The sequence below is a fragment of the Marinomonas sp. SBI8L genome (genome assembly GCF_001624705.1).
GTDB lineage: Bacteria > Pseudomonadota > Gammaproteobacteria > Pseudomonadales > Marinomonadaceae > Marinomonas.
In genome coordinates this window covers 20590-38967 of sequence record NZ_JSEO01000003.1, presented here as the reverse complement: position 1 = coordinate 38967, position 18378 = coordinate 20590, and the positions used below count along the sequence as shown (strand labels likewise).

Below are 18378 nucleotides of genomic sequence, written 5' to 3'. Positions count from 1 at the left end.
AAACTGCCAAAATAGCTATTTGGAATAAGAAGAGAATTTGAGTTTAAGCACTTAGAATAAAAGCACTTTCAAGGAGATTTGCTTCCATCCAATTTGATGGAAGCAAGGTCAGAATTTAAGGTTTTAATCTTGCCTAATACCTGAATAGCGAAAGGCTTCTTTGGTATAAGCATCTAGCTCAGAATGGGTCATTTCATCGTGTACAACCAGTATTCTGCCAAGGTAAAGTTCGGGTAAGTCTAACTCTCTTTTTTGAATGTATAGCTTGATAGATTCGGCTGTGGCAACACCAAGATCATCACTCATCCTCATAGGTGTGGCACTCAATTCACCTAGCTTTATTTTTTCAATTTCCTTCGCTGTACCTCCCCAACCGGTTACAAACATATCATCGAGTTTGTTAGCGTCCCCTAGGGTATCTACTGCTCCCATTGTCATGGCAGTATTGGCATTGTGTATCATTTCCACTTCTGGGAAGTTTTCGAGAAATAACTTAACCCCATCAGAACCACCCAATTTTTGATACTGCCCAAAATGCTCATAATTGTTTACCCAGTCTGCTTTTTCTTCCACACAGTCAATAAAACCTTGGGATCTTTGAGTATCAGTAATACCAGGAATACCTCGATTGGCCGCAAACTCAACATCATTTCCTAGACGCTCAACCACATAATGACACAATACCTCGGCTCCCATGGCGCTTGAGAAATCAAACCAGGCATCAGGTTGGTACTCCCAATGAGGGTTTGGTGTATGGAAGGCCCAAATAAAGGTTTTGAATTTATCCGATGCAGCCAGTTTTTGAATGTTATTAGATTGCAGCTCTAACTCAGAAGGGCCAAAAATCACAAAATCATATGACTCTTTATTACTTAAAACTGAGCGAGTATGTTGTGTTTGTAAAGCGTGCTCTATCTGTCTAGAAGAGTACTGATCAATCACAAAAGGCAGTTCTAACTCCATCAAACGTTTTGTCATAGCCGTGTAATTTCTTACCCAAAAATCAGAGATATCAGCACTTGGATATATGATGGCAATACGAACAGGGTCAGTCAGTTTTACATCAATTGGAGCCGCTTTCGCGTTAACGGTTAATTGAAATGCTTTTAGCTTTTCCTGCTCAACTTGTGTCTTTTTCACCTCATTTGGACTAGCTTGATTAGCACTAACAGAAGTCGAAAAAATCAGAGAAGTCAGCAAAAAAACATTACAAAAGTGGCTAAGAGTGCGTATATACATGGTTTACACCAACTAAACAGATTGTGGAATATTCTTATCTTATACTATAAATATTGATAAATTAAGCTTATATAAGAAGATGCTAATTAAAAGATTCTTAACTATTATAGCCATTATTCTAAGCAGCTATGCTTCGTATTCTCTCGCCAATAATTCGCCAGAAAACTATCTGGATTACGCCATTAAGAAGGTAGAACAAGCCACTAAAAGTAGCCAAGTTTGGGATGGTCCAAAAGATGGCCCAAAGCTTGTTAACAATAAGAAAATCATTTTTGTCGCATCGGATTTAAGAAATGGTGGTGTCTATGGTGTTGCCAAAGGAATTTCAGAAGCTATCTCTAATCTTGATTGGCAATTAAAGTTTATTGACAGCCGAGGTTCGGAAATTCGCCAAGCGGCAGGATTACGAGAAGCAATTAGCTTTCGACCTGATGCCATTATTTTGGGGGGAATCGACGCCCTAAGGCATAAGACCATTTTAGAGCAAGCCAAGAAACAAGGCATAGTGGTTGTTGGCTGGCATGCGGCAGAATTAGCAGGCAGAAATGATGAGCTTGGATTATATACCAATATTACGACAGACCCTTTAGAAGTTGCCGAAGTCGCCGCTTTACTTGCTGTTGTTAACTCAAAGGGCAAAGCCAAAGCCATTGTTTTTACAGACCCTAATTATAAAATAGCCTCTATCAAGGCAAGAGTTATGGTGGACACCTTAAAGAAATGCAGTACTTGCAAAGTATTAGAGTTGAAGCCTTTAGCCTTAGATCAGATTGCTGAGAAGATGCCAAATACCTTGAACACACTGTGGAATTCATACGGCGAAAACATCACTTATTTTTTAACCATTAATGACCTCTATATTGACTACGCCATTCCTTCTTTTGAATCTAGATTAGAGGAAAGCAGAGGTATCCCTCGCAATATATCAGCAGGTGATGGCAGTAAGGCGGCTTATAAGCGAATCAGTCAGCAGCAGTTTCAGCTTGCGACTGTACCAGAACCCTTATACTTACAAGGCTGGCAGATTATTGATGAGCTAAACAGAGCTTTTAGCAATCACCCACCTAGTGGTTACTCTACCCCAATTCATTTAGTCATTCCGGATAATGTGGATGACTTAATCACAAGTGAAAGTTCGGGAATTTATGATCCTAAAAATGGCTATCGAGATGTGTATTTGAAGATTTGGGGCGGTGAATGAAATTAAAAGAAGTTACCATTACTCAGCGTCTCATCTTTTCTAACTTGCTGTCTTTGATGATAGTAAGTTTTGCGATACTGATAGTGATTAGATCCCTCTATTTTGTTGAATCTACTCTTAAAACCCAAGCACATGAACACATTACAGTCTTGTCTGAGCATTCGGATATCAGCCGTCGAGTTTTCAAGTTAACCTCTCGTGTAAAGCTGCTTGAGCAAACCTTCTTGTTTAGTGAAAGCACTCTTTCAGAAGAAGCTTTTCATATTGATTTAGAGCTACAAACCCTACGTGAACTATCAACGAACCGAGTACTATCGCAAAAGATGGATTCCTTCATTGATAACTTCCATCGTTTTTTGGGTAGTTCTTTATCACTTAACCGAATACTCAAGAAAACCCAACAAATTGATGCTTTACTCGCCGAGCAAATTGACGAGCTAGAGTTACATATCTCAGCCCAAAGGTTAGTCGACTCACAAGACAGTGAAAACTGGAGTTATTACAACAAGCTAGACCTTATTTCCATGTTGCGAGAATCCTTCTTGATGACAGGCAAGATGGTAGGCAATATCCACAGCCGAATCACACCAGAAACAGAACAAGTGTTAATCATTGAAGTAGAAAAAGAGTTAGATATTCTACTTTTACATCTCGAGAATGTTGATATCAACACGGCTGAGCTGAGAATTCAAAAACAAAAAATGAAGAAAACCCTGCGTAAATACAACGCAGCACTAAGACGTATCAAGGCAAACTTAAAACAACGTTGGATTGTAATGGATGCCCTAGTGACTTCCCAAAACGAACTCTTGTCTATGGTTGAGCTGACCGAATCCAATGTGCAAAAAGATGCCCTAGCCTTAGCAGAAAACCTGAAAAAAGAGATAAGTCAGTCTCGATTTAATGCCATATTGATTAGTATTTCCGCCTTTATATTATCCATTTTGCTTGTCAGCTTAGTGGTTAAACGGCACATAAGAAAACCTCTGGATGATCTTAGCGAAGGGTTTGACCGAATAGAGTCCGACGGCGTGAATAAACCCATTAACTTAAACCGTACGGATGAATGGAGCCATATCGAGAATACCTTTAATAAAATGGCACTGCGCCTTTCCGATGCTTATTCAGACCTGAATGAAGAGAAAAAGAATTTCGACTTCTTAGCCCACCATGACCCTTTGACGGGTCTAGCAAACCGTCTGCTCGGTACTAAAAAGCTCAATGAAAAAATCCTCAAGGCAAAAGAACAAAGCTCATCCTTCTTATTAATTTATTTAGATATCGATGAGTTTAAAACCATTAATGATTCTTTAGGCCACACTTCTGGGGATAACCTGCTAATCAATGTCGCAAAAGTACTAGAGAAGCTAGTAAATGGCATAGGTTTTGTGTCTCGCATGGGCGGTGACGAATTCATGATAGTGGTCGATGATGAAGAGTCAGTACAACAGGGTGAGGCCATTCTCGAACGCATCAATAAGTCCTTGCGTAAAGCTTATTATATCGATGATAAAAGTGTGTTTGTGTCAGCTAGTATCGGGGTTTGCCAGTTCCCAAGCCATGGTAACGACGACGAAACCTTAATTCGAAATGCCGATACCGCCATGTACCATGCGAAGCGCAACGGCAAAGATCAGTACCGCATTTATGTGGATAAAATGACCTTAGAGGTCACGGATATTATTGAGACAAACTTAGGCCTGCGCCAAGCAATTAAAAACGATGAGCTGGTTGTTTACTTCCAACCTAAAGTCGACCTTCACAGTAAGCGCGTCACAGGGGCAGAAGCGCTGGTGAGATGGGAGCATCCTAAATTGGGGCTACTACAACCTGTCGACTTTTTAGAGATTGCCGAGAAAACAGATCTCATCGTCGATATCGATAAATGGGTGTTTAGAAAAGTCGCCTCTTTAATCAGCCAATGGCAAGCAGAAGGCGTAAACCTTGAAGGCGTACTTTTCTCAGTGAACTTCTCGGCTCGCATGTTTTATATGCCAGATCTAGCGGAACAACTTAAAGACATTCTTGATCAAACTAACTGCCAGCCTCATCAGCTCATTTTAGAAATCACCGAAAGAGACATGATGCGAGACTTTGTCACCTGTGTGCAAAATATCGAAACACTCAGGGCCCAAGGTTATAAGATCGCTATTGATGACTTCGGCACAGGCTACTCATCCCTTTCTGTGGTGAAAAACTTATCCGCAGATTACCTAAAACTGGATCGCAGCTTTATCCAAGACTTAGACACGTCACAGCTTGACTATGAGATTACCAATGCCGTTTTGAAACTTGCCAAAATACTGAATTTATCTGTCATTGCCGAAGGCGTAGAAACCCAAAGGCATTTAGATAAGCTTATCAAGCTGGGCTGTAAACGTGCACAAGGATACTACTTTTCCAAGCCGCTACCTGTAACGACTTGGTTGGAATACTTTGAAGCGAATCAGGGAGATAAGTAGATAAACCAAGCTAAACTAACAATCGTTAGCCAAGCTAAAACCTCACTAAAGAACCAAAATGGTGCACTAAAAAATCTCAAGCACATTAATGAGATAAACTGGTGCACCTATTATTTTGTAGCATAAATAAGCCCACTTAAAACATTAGAAATTTCGAATATAAATAATATAGCCTCTCTCACCTCTTCTAAAATTCACTTCTTTTTTAATCACTTAAGCTGATTTTCAAAACTTCATTCCATTTTTACTCTATTCGGCATCAAACCTGCATTCATATCACTCAAATGTCACATTAAAAGAGCATGTTTAAGCACTTAACCCCATTAAAAAAAGAATTAAGAGTCGAACCACTATGGAAGAAATTCAACCAACACTCGATATTATCTGGATCATGATTTCTGCTGCCCTAGTCATGTTTATGCAAACAGGTTTCACAGCCTTTGAAGCAGGCCTCACCAGAGCAAAAAACTCAATCAATGTCGCAATGAAAAACATGACGGATTTTGTCGTCGCCATTTTTGCCTTTTGGTTTATTGGCTATGGTTTGATGTTTGGAAGTGATGCACTGGGTTTATGGGGCACAAGTGCATTTATGCTTAACGGGTTAAGTGAGCCTAGTGATATTGCCTCTTTCGTATTTCAGGCAACCTTTGCAGGTACGGCTGCAACCATTGTAAGTGGTGCCGTGGCAGAACGAATGCAGTTCATGTCTTATGTTGTGATATCGCTGCTTTTAACCGCCATTATTTACCCAATTTCTGGTCATTGGATCTGGGAGAGTGGCGGCTGGTTAGCCGAAAAAGGCATGATAGATTTTGCAGGTTCTACTGTTGTTCACTCTGTTGGTGCTTGGGTTGGTCTCGCTGGCGTTATCATGCTTGGACCTCGTATTGGTCGTTTCGATGCGGAAGGTAAAGCAAAGAAAATTCATGGCCATAGCCTTATTCTGGCCGTTATTGGTACTTTTATTCTCTTCTTTGGTTGGTTTGGCTTCAACGGTGGCAGTACCCTTGCAGCAACCAAGGACATTGCCGGCATAATGGCGAATACCATGTTGGCAGCATCAGCGTCTGCCATCATGTGTTTTGTCATTTCAGTTTCAAGTAAAAGCAAGACAATCGACATTGAGAAAATTTTAAGTGGTGTCATTGGTGGACTGGTTGGTATTACCGCAGGCTGTGCTGTCGTTACCCCGAGTGGGGCTATCATTATTGGCTTAGTAACAGGTGCGATTGTCTACTTTAGCGAAGAGATTATGCTACATGTGTTCAAGTTGGATGATCCTGTTAATGCCATTGCCGTTCATGGGGTAGCAGGGGTTGTTGGTACCTTAATGTTGGCATTTGTCGCCCCTCTAGAGAACTTAAACAGCGTCAGTCGCTTTGATCAGTTCACCGTTCAATTAACCGGTGTATTGGCAGTCTTTGCTTGGTCCTTCTCAACTGGCTTAATTATGTTTTGGGGCTTAAAAACCTTTAATAAGTTAAGAGTTGAACCCGAGCACGAAAAAGAAGGCTTGAATATTGTGGAGCATGGCGCAACGAGTGGCATCATTGAAACCCTAAGTGCTATGCAAGAGTTTGTGAATGCTCACAGTAATCCTGAGGCGATTGCCGATTTAACCAAGCGTCTTGAGGTTGAAAATGGCACTGAAAATGGTGATATTGCCGTTATGTTTAATCGGCTACTTAGCCAGGTTGAGCAGACTTATGCAAACTTCTCTCAGGGTGTAGACAACCTAAAACACCATACAAGTAATATGAATCTAGACTCTTCTGATATAAGTCTGGCAGTACAGAAACAATTAGCTGACATAGCAAATATCACCAAATCTACCGCGGAATTACACGACTCTCTACACAACTTTGCTAATCTCACTATGGATATCACGCAAAGGTCAAACCATGTAAAAAGCAGCTCTTCCGAATCGTTAGAAATGATAGAGGAAATGAAAGCTACCATGCTTGAAATGCAGGCTAAAGCTGATGAGGCCTACGACATTATGCAGGCCCTAAGACAAGACAGTGATCAAATCGTTAACATTCTCTCTGGGGTACAAGAAATCTCAGAACAGACCAATTTACTGGCGCTTAATGCTGCAATAGAGGCTGCACGCGCGGGTGAAAGTGGACGTGGGTTTGCAGTCGTGGCGGATGAAGTTCGTCAACTATCCAGTAAGACAAACCTTGCTACACAAGAAATAGGTGTTGTCATTGACAGTCTGCAAAGTCGAACGACACATGCAAATCACTTAATGGATGATAACAGGCTAAAAGTCAGGGAAAGCAACAGTTTGATGAGCCAAGCAATAGAGCGATTATCCAGAAGTAACGACGAAATAATCAAGGTACAAAGTGCTAACAGTATCATCAATGAAATGGCGCAAACTGAAAAAGACAATATTTCTTTGCAGCTCAGTGCCGTTGAAGATATCGAAAATGCCTGTACCACGAATTTAAATAAGATCTCCTCTATTGAGAACTCAAGTCAGGCACTAACAAACGTCTCTCAATCCTTTGAAGAGGTCACTTCAAGCTTTAAAACCAGTACAAGACTTCATTAAATCATACCTAGACCAGCATTAATCAAGGTGCTGGTCTAGGTAATATAAGTTCTAACAAGGCCTTCAACTCGAATGGAAGCTTCTAGGATAAAAAATGATCAAGATATTCGTGTTCGGTACTCTCAAAGACGGCTTTCCTAACTTTGAATCTAACAAGGGAACTCGCTTTCGGGGAGATTTTGTCACTAAGGAAGCCTTACCACTTATGTTAGTTGGCGAACGCTTCTCTCCTTGGCTGATTTTGCCTGATACCAAACTTTCTGAAGAAATAGACAAGCGCTTTCAGACTCACCCTGTTAAAGGTCAGGTATTCGAAGTTAATCAAGAAGTACTGGATGAAATGGATAAGCTGGAGCGCATCCATGAAGCAGACGGCTATCGTCGTGTTGAAATAGATGTCTTCTGCGAATCTAGCGCCGAGATATTTACCGTTTTCGTTTACGGCAAACCTTATGAGCAATGTAGGGAGTTAGCCTTTGAAGAGTCTGTGAGAAAAGTGCTTGAGGGAGAGTATTTGTTAGAACACGCAAAGCTCTACTCTAGCCGCAACAAACCCTAACCGAATCTCACTCTTACCAAACTCAATCAAAAAAGCCTGCTCAGGGAGCAGGCTCTGATCATATTGACGCTAGCGTTAAATTAAGCGGTTTTCTCTAAAACAAGCACATCAATTTTACCAAATAGTGCTTGGCTTGATGCTTCCATTTTACGGATATTCTCGACGATATGATTGCGTACTTTCATATCTCCCTGCCAGTTTTCATCTCTGTGATTAAGCGCTTGGCGAATCGACTCATGTACATTTTGATAAGGGGATTCGATTGCACTAAAGCTGGCTCTATTATTAAAGTGCTCACCTTGTTCACCGTAATACCATTGTCCAAACTGACACTCATGGTAATCAAGGCTAACTAGCTCGCGGCTCTCTATCGCATCATCATTCGACACAGCGCGATAAGCATTTTGCTTATACACCATGAGATCCGCTTTCACTAAGGAGCCTGAGGCCTGATCTTTCGCCGTATTCACACATTCCGTTGTCTCTATGGCAGAGGCTAACAAGGCTTCAATATTCTCATCTACATTGCCCATTAGGTCATTGGCTGAAGTAGTGAGGTGCACAGATTGCTCGGCTTGAGTGGTGATCTCCCCCACTCTTTGTGAGAAGGAGTTAAGAATACTCGAAATACCATCGGCAATTTCTTTGGTATTGGACGAGAGCGCCTTTACCTCATCAGCAACAACAGCAAAGCCTCGTCCGTTTTCTCCTGCACGAGCAGCCTCGATAGAGGCATTAAGCGCCAGCAAATTAGTTTGATCGGCAATGGCTGTGATTGACGATAAGGCGGTGGCTATCTTTTGGCTGTCCTGATTTAAGCCATTCACAACTTCTACAACAGACACAGCATTATCATTAATATTCTTGAGTGAGGTGTTTATTTCTTTTACCGCTGCTCGGCTGGTTTGAGTATTGGCAACATTGTCTTTTGCCAGTTTATCTACCTGAGACACTTCTTTCGTGATCTTGGTAAAATCTTCCTGAGTGCTATGTAAATCATTGATCAGGTTATTAATATTCAATTCGTATAAGTCACTATTGAGGGCATTTTGGGAGATGTACTCAACATTCTTACTCATGGCATCCAGAGACTTATTAATATGCTCAAGGGAGAGTTTTAACAAGCCAGGTAAGGCAATGGGAAAAGTAGGTCTGGAGAAGTTATTTTTAACCGCATAGCTAAAGCAGGTATCCACTTCATTAAAGTAGTTTTCTAATATATCGAAAAATTCATTTAACTCCCAAGCAACTTTCCCGACTTCTCCCTGCCCTTTTATTCTGGTGATACGCTGATTAAATTGCCCTTTATTGGCATTAATCAATATCTCGTTAATATTATTGAGTGTGATCAAATAGGAGCGAAAACCTGTGTACATTTTGGCTGATATCACAGAGACAACTAGGGCTGTGGCAATTAAAAACCAATCTAATCCATGCAGGAAAAACACATAGATATACATACTAAGGGCAAGCACGGCGAGTATGGCAGAATAAATTTTAACCTTGGTTCTCAATAAAGGAATATTGGCTGAAACTTTCGCGGCTTTACTGATTTTGGCTGAATAGGTATTAGACATCTTGCTTACGACTTCCTGTGAAACAAGTTAATAACAAAGTCCTGATAATCTAGGTTTTGGCTTTTTAGCTCTTCTTGCAAAAATGCGAGTGACTTATCTACAGCATCTTTATCTGAATGAGCTTGCCTCTCTATGCTCAACATCTGTTGATAAATTGGCTCTATTACTTTGATGGCTGAAGCTGGCGGTTTGCGCCTTACAGACAAATAGCCAAGCAGGTTACCTTGTTGATCATATTCTGGGGTGATATTGGCAAACACCCAATAGTAACGACCATCGCTACGTAGATTTTTCACATAACCAAAAAATTCTTGGCCTTTCTTGATCGTTGACCAAACATACTTAAACACCCCCTTTGGCATATCAGGATGGCGAATAATATTATGGTTAAAGTTAATTAATTGATCTTCACTCAGTAGGGATATTTCCATAAACACCCGATTAGCATAAATAATATGGCCACGGACATTGGTTTTACTGACGATAAACTCCTCGTCTCCAATAGAAACTTCTTCATTTACCAGAGGGAGTTGCTTCATTAGCCCTTTCTTCTTTGGCATATACTCGACCTTATATAAGCGCTGATTGAGACAGGTTTGCACCTATTTCATTACCCTAGATCTGAATTATGCAGGGTATTTAGATGCTAAAAATAAGTGGCGCTCTCACACTTACTTAAGATAAATATGATATAGATTTGACTGGGGTCATGGATTGACATTAGACAGGGATAATCGTCATAAACTGAGCTTTTCTAAAACAAAGCACAGGCAATTAGTTTAAACAAAGTGAGTATGCGGGTGATTCTATGGAGCTAAAAAATTAGTCTAATCAGGCCTAGATTAACGCCTCTTCCCTTCGATTCAGATGATATAAATTATAAACCACTAAAATCAATATCAGAGCGGCATAAGCAGCAATACGCCATGAATCCAAGGGTTCATGGTAAAGGTATATGCCTAACAGCATGCCTAATACAGGAGAGATGAACTGGTAAAGTGGCAAGATTTTAAAGTTAACCCTCTTGGCACCGCTGACGAATAAGGCAAGTGGTGTCACGGTTAATATGCCAAGTAAGAACAAAGCTGACAATGACTCTATCCCCAATGCAATCAGCCCCTTGTCGTTATAGATAGAGTCGTCATATATAAAGCAGATGACAATAGAAACGGGCAGCATAAGCAAGGTTTCGTGCAAGAGGCTTTTGATAGGGTTCAATTGATATTTAGTGTGCCAAAGCGCATAGCCTAAAAATGAGAGTGAAATACCGAGGCCGATTAGGGGGAAAACACCACTTATAAAGCACTCTATCACGAGAATAATTAACGTCAGAGTGACACAAAGCTTGGTGCTGAATTGTCTATCTTTTCCTAAGACTAGGTTAATTGACAATAGCAGAATTGGGAGAATCAAATAGGCATAACTTGCTTCTATTACATACCCTGATTTGACTGCGAAAGCATAACCTCCCCAGTTAATTGAAAGCATCATTGCGGGTAGCAAACTTAATATCAGGTCCCTAAGTTTGATACGAATTGAAGTAAAAAAGTAAGTCAGAAAGAACAAGGTCGCAAAGGCACTGCTTATCTGTACGGTTAATAAAAATAAAGGAGAGTATTCTCCAATAAAGAAGAAATAAAGCGGTAGTGAGCCCCAGATAAGGTTAGATGCAAGAATTTTAAGGTGATATTGGAGCATAGTTTTCTGAGCCTGTCATAATCATCGCATAGTCATCACATAGGATTTAACTAGGTGAAATTGAAGCTTAAACGCATGCTTTGCTGCACTCGTTCATTAGCTTCCTAGACTACAGATTCATCCTCTCAATTACTCAGACAGCAGATGTCAGAAAATCAGGCAACTGGCTTCAAATACTTAAAGCGTTGGCATATGTTGGATAAGAAAGTCGACAAAGGCTTTAACTCGCAAGGGCGTTTTGTCTCGCCTTTGATAAAGCGCGCTTAAAGGAATGTTATAAGTCCAACCTTCAAGGCAGGTTTCAAGTTTTCCCTCAGCGATATACTCTCGACAGGTGAAATCCAACAAGGTTGTGACACCAGAACCATCGAGAGCAAAAGAGAGCAGCATTTCATCAGAGTGGCACATATGAGAAGGGCCAATATCCACCAAGAACCTTTCGCCTTTATCACTAAAACTCCACTTATTTCCTGTTTTGCAATGACGGTAATTGATACAAGGTAAGGTTTTTAGCTCATTAGGATGAGAAGGTTTTTGTCTGTTTTCCCAAAAGCTTGGGCTAGAAACAACATGGGAACCAACGCTGAGTAACTCGCGGCTGATATAGCTAGTATCCTCAAGATCACCCAATATTAAGGCCACATCAATATTATCTTCCACTAGATCACCCAGCTCTTGCCTCACCACTATATCAAGTACTACTTGAGGGTAAGCTTGCTTGTACAGACTGAGTATTTGATGGAAGTTTTTAGTATCGAGCACACTGTGGATTTGGATACGTAATTGACCTTCTTGGTTATCAGAAAAACCAGATAACAAGGCATGGCTATCGGATAGCACTCTGTTTAACTTTTTACATTGGACTAAAAGCGCTTCTCCTTCTTGGCTTAAAGCGAAACTGCGTGTGGTGCGATTAATCAGACTCACAGAGTAAAGTGTCTCTAACTCATCAATATGATTCGCTAAAGTACTGCGCGATTGTCCGAGTGCTTTCGCGGCCTTTGAGAAGCTACCTATGCTAGCGATATGATAAAAACTTTGCAGCCAAATGCTCAGCTTTGCTTGTTTATCACATAGATTATTCCGCATTTATAACGCTCCAGTTAGACCCATTTAGCAGTACCTAGGAAACCTCCCAACGCCATTAGAAGGTACAGCACTTTTTTCATGGCCCACTGTATATTTTAAATAACCATTTATCCATTAAACAAAATAGAAATGATTTCTGATACTAAAACCTGTATCCAAACTGGATGGAAGGAAAAAGCTGGACCTCATCATTTTCATAGCGATCGCCTTGGCTTTCAACCTTGTCACCATCATAAAGTAGGATGTCCAACGCTAACCAAGGGGTGATGGTGAAATTGTTATTTTTAACAAATCGATAGCCAATTCTTGGCGCGGTCGTGATGACAGTGCGATCAAATACTTCATTGCTTTTGGTATGGGTATAAGTCACATCTGCAAAGTTTAACTCCCAGCCGATAAAGACCCCCTCATAATGATTAAAAAGGTGATCATACTTAATACCAAAGCCTTCAAACTCCATATCAAAATTATCATTGCCATGGATATCATCGTCAGCCTCTAGTCCGAATACACCAATTTCAAAACGCTTATCCCCAAAAGTTTGCGCAATACTCAAAGAGTAACCTTTTAAAAGAAAAGGCACGGGGTCAACAGCGATGTCAAAACTATGGGCTGAATTAGCCAGTAAAGCGGATATCAATAAGCCTAGCTTTATTACATGTTTCATTATTCTTCACTCTGTGTGTGACTCATGCATACAAGGTAAATACCTGTGATTCACCTGTATGGGAAATTCATTTTATCGAGCAATGATATTGAACAAAGAAAAAGCTGAATAGTTGATTTAGTTGCAATCTGATTAACCAAATCACAAGCGGAATTTAAGCCTTAAAATTCAGATAATGGCATTTTAAGGCTGGGGAAGTATCTGAAGAAAAGCTATTCGAGCAAGTTATACCAGTGTCATTACTTGCTCTACTGGCTTACGAATTTTTTGAGGCCAGTTACCTTCTGCTGGATAACCGACTGTCACTAACATGACTGGCACACTCGCATCATGGATTGAAAAAGCGGCTTGAACAGCCTCTGAATCAAAGCCACCCATGGCACCAGAAACTAAACCTAGCTCTTGCGCTGCAACCATTAGGCTCATTGATGCTAAGGAGCCAGAACGCATGGCTTCATCACGTCTAACTTGGGCATCATTTTCATGGGATTGAGTCACCATATCGACCCAAGTTTGCTGAACACCAGAGCTAATAATACCCGCATCGACAGACGCCTGAAGTACGTCACCTAGCTCTTTATAACCTTCGGTTTTACCGCACACAATAAATGTCACTGCCGCATCCAGCACCTGAGGTTGGTTAAAAGCAAGAGGAAACAAAGTCTGTTTTGCTTCATTTGAATAAACCGCAACAAATTCCCAATTTTGAAGATTAAACGCACTCGGTGCCAAGCTGGCTAATCGCACTAATTCAGATACTAGCTTGGTATCAATAGTGCGAGATTTATCATATTTACCTACAGAGGTACGTTTTTCTAATACTGATTCTGTACCAGCTTGTATAAAATTTGTGTCTTTGAACTCGGCTAGATTTGTCATCGTTTTCCCTACCTTGAATATTAGTTTTTAGCGTAATTTTTATCCCTACCTTAGATGCTTAAATGACACCTAATGGGATGCTCTTGCTAGATAATTAAATTTATCTTGAAGTTAAGATACATTTAGGATGACAGCTTTTTATCTTGATATCAAGATAAAAAGTAAAATTAATATTCTTGGGTTAATTTTTTAATTGAAGCTTCAACTTTATTGATCACATCAGCCATTGCGACTTCTGCATCACGATCTAGCCCTTGAAATTTTGCGGTAGATAACTTCAAAGATTCGAGCACATCTATGTAGGATTTGATTAACTCTTTATTTCTGACTGAAAATTCAATCAGTTGATTTTTACTCATATCAAGGGCTTGATAAGCTTTTAGATAGGATGAAGTCACAATAAGAAGATTGTTATAAACAGTATTCTGATTTATTTGGGGCTTGGGAATGTTGTCAAAATCAAAATTTTGAAAACAATAAATAACTGCCTCAAACTCCTCTATCTGTGCACCGTACTTATCTCGATATGACTTGTGCAGCCTCTTTTCCATCAAACTAATCAAAGAATAAATAAACAAGAGATTCAATATGACTAATAAAACAGCGTCCATCATGGCGGTCACCAAGTATTTAAAAATAAAAAACTAAATTGGCAGTACTGACGCCACCAATTTAGTCCCTTCTTGCTTCTCATTAAGCAGACAGTTTTATAAGAAATCCTGCCAATCACTTAACCCATATTTCGCCATAATATTTTTTATTTCGCCGGATGCTTTGAGAGATGCCATTTGCTGATCAAAGTAATCCATCATTTCTTTTACGTCAGAGGTTTGTCCCGCATCTGGAGTAAAGGCCATATAGATTTTTGCAGTCGAGGTGCAACCTGCTTCTCTAAATTCATTATTGAGCTGCATATTAGCAAGCTCATATTGAGTTGAGTTATAGGTAAATAAAAACGCATCTATCCTATCGAATTTGGTTTTCTTGATGCTGATATCCAAATAGCTGTCGCTATAGGGGATAAAATCGAACTGATCTGGATTATCAGCAATAAAGGAGTTTAGTTCTTCTATCGAAGTGTCCTGGGCAAGGCCTACTTTTAGTCCGGTAAGCGATTCTGGCCCTGAGTACGTCCAGTCAGAGTGAGACTTAGTAAAGAAACACATCCTTTGAATTCCTACTTCTTGTGTTGGAAACATAAGGTTAGGTGCTTCTTGCTTTGCTGGCGCTAGAAGTGCCTGAGCTTGACCTTTTTCAACAGACTTAATCGCACGGGACCAAGGAAAAGTCGTTACCTTGACTTGATAAGGACTGTCTTTAAAAACAGCCTTTACCGTATCCATAACATACCCTTCTTTATCACCTGTACTACAGAGTTGAGGGCACCAATCGATCGAACTAACCAATAAGGGTTCTGCTGCATAAGCCTGCTGAGCAAACAAAATGGCAGATGAAACGAGTATCTTTGACTTTAGCTGAAACATGAATACACCTTTTAATTGACACGGAATTGGGAAGTGTTTTGCTCTAACTTTTTAGAAGAAGTAAGAATGTTTTCTGATCTATCATTGATATCGTAGAGTTGTTCTAGGCTTTGCTTCCCAGCCTCTACAATTTTCGAAATATTATTAGCTAGGTCATCCGATACCATGTTTTGCTCTTCTGTCGCGGAAGAAATATTGTCTGTCATTGAGCTGATTTGCGCAGTTGCATTAAGAATACTCTCAATCAAACTATCTGCATTTTGAGCCGCATCAACAGACTCTTCACTCACCCCATGAGATAGGGCAATAATCTCAATAACAGAGTTTGTCCCTTGCTCTAGCTTCTCAATCGTTTTTTGAATTTCGGTGGTACTTTCCTGGGTTCTATTCGCGAGAGCTCGTACTTCATCAGCCACCACAGCAAAACCGCGACCTTGCTCTCCTGCTCTTGCTGCTTCAATGGCTGCATTCAAGGCAAGTAGGTTTGTTTGCTCTGCAATGGCTCGAATCACATCCAATAAGGCACTAATACCTTGTACATCATTTTCAAGCACGCTGACGGCTTTGGTCGCACTGTTTAAATGCTCGGATAAGGTTTGATTAGCAACGACGCTAGATTGAATGACCAGGGCAATGGCTTTTGTTTCTTTACTCGCTAACTGAGCTTCATCAGCCGTTTGCTTCACATTTACGGCAATTTCACGGGATGAAAGGCTAAACTGCTTTGTCGCACTGACTAGGTTATCTGTTTCTTCCTGTTGAAACTCTAATAAGGACTTACCTTTGCTTGAGACTTCTTGCAGCTCATTGGAAAGTGTATTTGTCCCTACTGCGCTAACTTGTATTTGCGACACAAGCTTTTGAATTTGATCAACAAAGCTATTAAAAGAAATCGCTAGTTGGCCAATTTCATCCTGATTCAGATGTGATATACGCTGAGTAAGGTCACCTTCACCCGATGCAATGTCTTCAAGCTTATTCACGATTAATTTAATAGGTTTGATAACCATGTAAGAGAGCAAAAAGTGGACTAATAGAACGATAATACTGATTAGGAAAAGTGCTTTGATAAACTCGACTAGGAGTAGCTGCTTTAGCTTAGCTTTTATACTGGTATCATCTTTAACAATATGAACACGGCCGACAACAGAGTCTTTACCTGAATTCTGATAGGTCAAAATAAAATGATATTCTTCAGTAGATTCATTTATTAACTCATCTCCTCCTTCGGTAAAATTTATGTCTGAGATGAATTCGAGGTTCTTCTCTGAGTTTAAAATAGACTGGGTTAGATCTGCATTAAAATTCCAAATAGAACTCGGTAAACTTAACTGTAATCTTTGACCAGAGCTTAATATTTCTTGGTGCTGCCTTTCCTTTAATTCATTTTCTTGTTTTTTATAATCATAAATTGAGAACATGATGATTAAAACAGAGATTGCTAACCATATAGATACGATTAGTTTTAGAGAAATTGATTTATTCATTATCAACACCTAAATAAATAATTTAATTAAGACAATAAAAACCCACATCCAAAAATTAATTTAAATGAAAGAGAAAAAGCGTTCTAAATAACAACAAGAGAATTAATGAAACTATTTATTTCATAATATAAGTATATCCATTCATTTTTGCATAGGACTTATTCATTTTTAAATGTATATTATTAATGTATGACTATGTATTATTCGAATTCGAATATTTGCTTTCAGAATTATAATAAACTAAAAACTGAACCCTTCTATAGTATTTGGTATCGCTCATCTTGCTATTTGGTTACAAGGGTTTCATTTAGCTTCAAAAACACAATTTTTATTATTGGTTAGGATTACTAAATGCAAAAATATGAAAATACGGTTTCTTCTGCATCAGTGCTTAGTTTGATGGAATCAGCGGCTACTCTTTCCTTTTTTTCTGAAGACGAATACATACTGAATAAAGAGGATTTTGTTAATACTGAAGGCAGATCGAATGAACAAATACTGATCGACTTATGGCAATACTTAGACAGAAGCGCACAGACGAAAGGTTATGGTTTACTGCTAGGCGCTTACATCAACCCAGCATTTAAAGGCTTGTTAGCAAGCCTTATTAGCCAATGCGAAACCATAAGAGAAGCACTAGAAAATTATATTCAACATTTAGACTGGGTCAGTTCCTCAGAACATTGGGAAATGAAAACTCAAGCAGACCTGATTGAACTACATTTCACTGTCGATGAAAGTAAGGGCTATCCTAATGCGCTTATAGAAAAAAATCTAAGCTCTCTTGTACATTGGGCCAGAAAGTTATCTCGTCAAGATGTACAACTCGTAACGGCAGAGTTCACTTTTGCTGAACCTGATTATGTTGATATGTATCCAGCTACTTTTGGAGATTCAATTCACTTTTCTGCCTCTTCTAATATGATATGTTTTGACAAAAGTATATTAGAAAGAAAAGTGGTTAGCTTTAACCCTTATTTAAAAGAACTTTTGGAAAGTCGTATAGTAAATGCTAAAACAAGTTATAAAGAAGAAAGCAATTTAAAAGTTATAAATAAAGAAACAGTAGAAGAGCTAATATTAGATTTATTGCCTATTAAAAAAGCAAATATAGATGAAGTTTGCCATCAACTCTTTGTTAGTCGACAAACACTTTATCGTCATTTACAAAAAGAAAATACAAGTTTCAAAGAGATATTAAATCAAGTTAGAAAAAGGCAATCAGCCAAACTTTTAGCGAACTCAGAAATTAGTATTTTAGAGATAAGTGACATTTTGGGTTATACCGAAGTTAGTAGTTTTTATACCGCTTTCAATAAATGGTATGACTTAAGCGTGAGTCAATTTAGAAGAAGACTAACTCACAGTAAAGTTTAAAGAAACAAGAGGGCAAGAACAAAAATAACAGCCCTTATTTTTCACCAAGTTACTGCTATACTCCCGCCATCGCACGTCCTCCTGATCTGCTCCCTA

The 18378-nt window shown here is 39.4% G+C and carries 15 protein-coding genes; 5 read left to right on the top strand and 10 right to left on the bottom strand.

What is annotated here, in order from left to right:
* Positions 1–123 precede the first annotated feature (123 nt).
* Positions 124–1239, bottom strand: coding sequence for a substrate-binding domain-containing protein (locus OA91_RS04335; RefSeq protein ID WP_082827777.1), 1116 nt, complete (start codon positions 1237–1239; stop codon positions 124–126).
* Positions 1240–1318: 79 nt separating this feature from the next.
* Here OA91_RS04335 and OA91_RS04330 point away from each other — a divergent pair, with 79 nt between their 5' ends.
* From OA91_RS04330 to OA91_RS04315, 4 genes are all read left to right on the top strand, one after another.
* Entirely contained in the window at positions 1319–2440 is a 1122-nt protein-coding gene (locus OA91_RS04330; protein ID WP_157203755.1) for a substrate-binding domain-containing protein, read from the top strand.
* Complete coding sequence (locus tag OA91_RS04325) at positions 2437–4902, top strand: EAL domain-containing protein (protein ID WP_063336494.1); 2466 nt, start codon at positions 2437–2439, stop codon at positions 4900–4902. The genes OA91_RS04330 and OA91_RS04325 overlap by 4 nt, the downstream gene beginning before the upstream one ends.
* Positions 4903–5254: 352 nt before the next feature.
* Positions 5255–7465, top strand: a complete 2211-nt coding sequence (gene amt / locus OA91_RS04320) for an ammonium transporter (protein WP_063336493.1) — start codon at positions 5255–5257, stop codon at positions 7463–7465.
* A gap of 94 nt (positions 7466–7559) precedes the next feature.
* Positions 7560–8024, top strand: a complete 465-nt coding sequence (locus OA91_RS04315; protein ID WP_063336492.1) for a gamma-glutamylcyclotransferase family protein — start codon at positions 7560–7562, stop codon at positions 8022–8024.
* Positions 8025–8104: 80 nt separating this feature from the next.
* On the opposite strand, the gene OA91_RS04310 is transcribed toward OA91_RS04315, so the two are convergent.
* The 9 genes from OA91_RS04310 to OA91_RS04270 all read right to left on the bottom strand — a co-directional run bounded on the left by OA91_RS04310 (position 8105) and on the right by OA91_RS04270 (position 16905).
* Positions 8105–9601: a methyl-accepting chemotaxis protein gene (locus tag OA91_RS04310; RefSeq protein ID WP_063336491.1), complete on the bottom strand. Its 1497-nt coding sequence runs from the start codon at positions 9599–9601 to the stop codon at positions 8105–8107.
* Between the two features lie 5 nt (positions 9602–9606).
* Positions 9607–10161: a PAS domain-containing protein gene (locus tag OA91_RS04305; RefSeq protein ID WP_063336490.1), complete on the bottom strand. Its 555-nt coding sequence runs from the start codon at positions 10159–10161 to the stop codon at positions 9607–9609.
* Positions 10162–10438: 277 nt separating this feature from the next.
* A complete protein-coding gene (locus tag OA91_RS04300; RefSeq protein ID WP_063336489.1) occupies positions 10439–11299 on the bottom strand; it encodes an EamA family transporter in 861 nt (286 codons plus the stop codon).
* Positions 11300–11476: 177 nt separating this feature from the next.
* Complete coding sequence (locus OA91_RS04295; RefSeq protein ID WP_046018696.1) at positions 11477–12388, bottom strand: LysR family transcriptional regulator; 912 nt, start codon at positions 12386–12388, stop codon at positions 11477–11479.
* Positions 12389–12530: 142 nt separating this feature from the next.
* Positions 12531–13055: a hypothetical protein gene (locus OA91_RS04290; protein WP_063336488.1), complete on the bottom strand. Its 525-nt coding sequence runs from the start codon at positions 13053–13055 to the stop codon at positions 12531–12533.
* Positions 13056–13280: 225 nt separating this feature from the next.
* Positions 13281–13934, bottom strand: coding sequence for a nitroreductase family protein (locus tag OA91_RS04285; protein ID WP_063336487.1), 654 nt, complete (start codon positions 13932–13934; stop codon positions 13281–13283).
* Positions 13935–14101: 167 nt separating this feature from the next.
* Positions 14102–14548, bottom strand: a complete 447-nt coding sequence (locus OA91_RS04280) for a hypothetical protein (RefSeq protein ID WP_046018693.1) — start codon at positions 14546–14548, stop codon at positions 14102–14104.
* A 93-nt stretch (positions 14549–14641) separates the two neighbouring features.
* Positions 14642–15418, bottom strand: a complete 777-nt coding sequence (locus OA91_RS04275; RefSeq protein WP_063336486.1) for a substrate-binding periplasmic protein — start codon at positions 15416–15418, stop codon at positions 14642–14644.
* 11 nt (positions 15419–15429) lie between these two features.
* Positions 15430–16905 carry a methyl-accepting chemotaxis protein gene (locus OA91_RS04270; protein WP_052702297.1) on the bottom strand — a complete coding sequence of 492 codons (1476 nt, stop codon included), beginning with the start codon at positions 16903–16905 and terminating at the stop codon, positions 15430–15432.
* A 351-nt stretch (positions 16906–17256) separates the two neighbouring features.
* Here OA91_RS04270 and OA91_RS04265 point away from each other — a divergent pair, with 351 nt between their 5' ends.
* The gene (locus OA91_RS04265) at positions 17257–18282 is read left to right on the top strand and encodes an AraC family transcriptional regulator (RefSeq protein WP_063336485.1); all 1026 of its coding nucleotides are present in this window, start codon (positions 17257–17259) and stop codon (positions 18280–18282) included.
* The last annotated feature ends 96 nt before the right edge of the window (positions 18283–18378 follow it).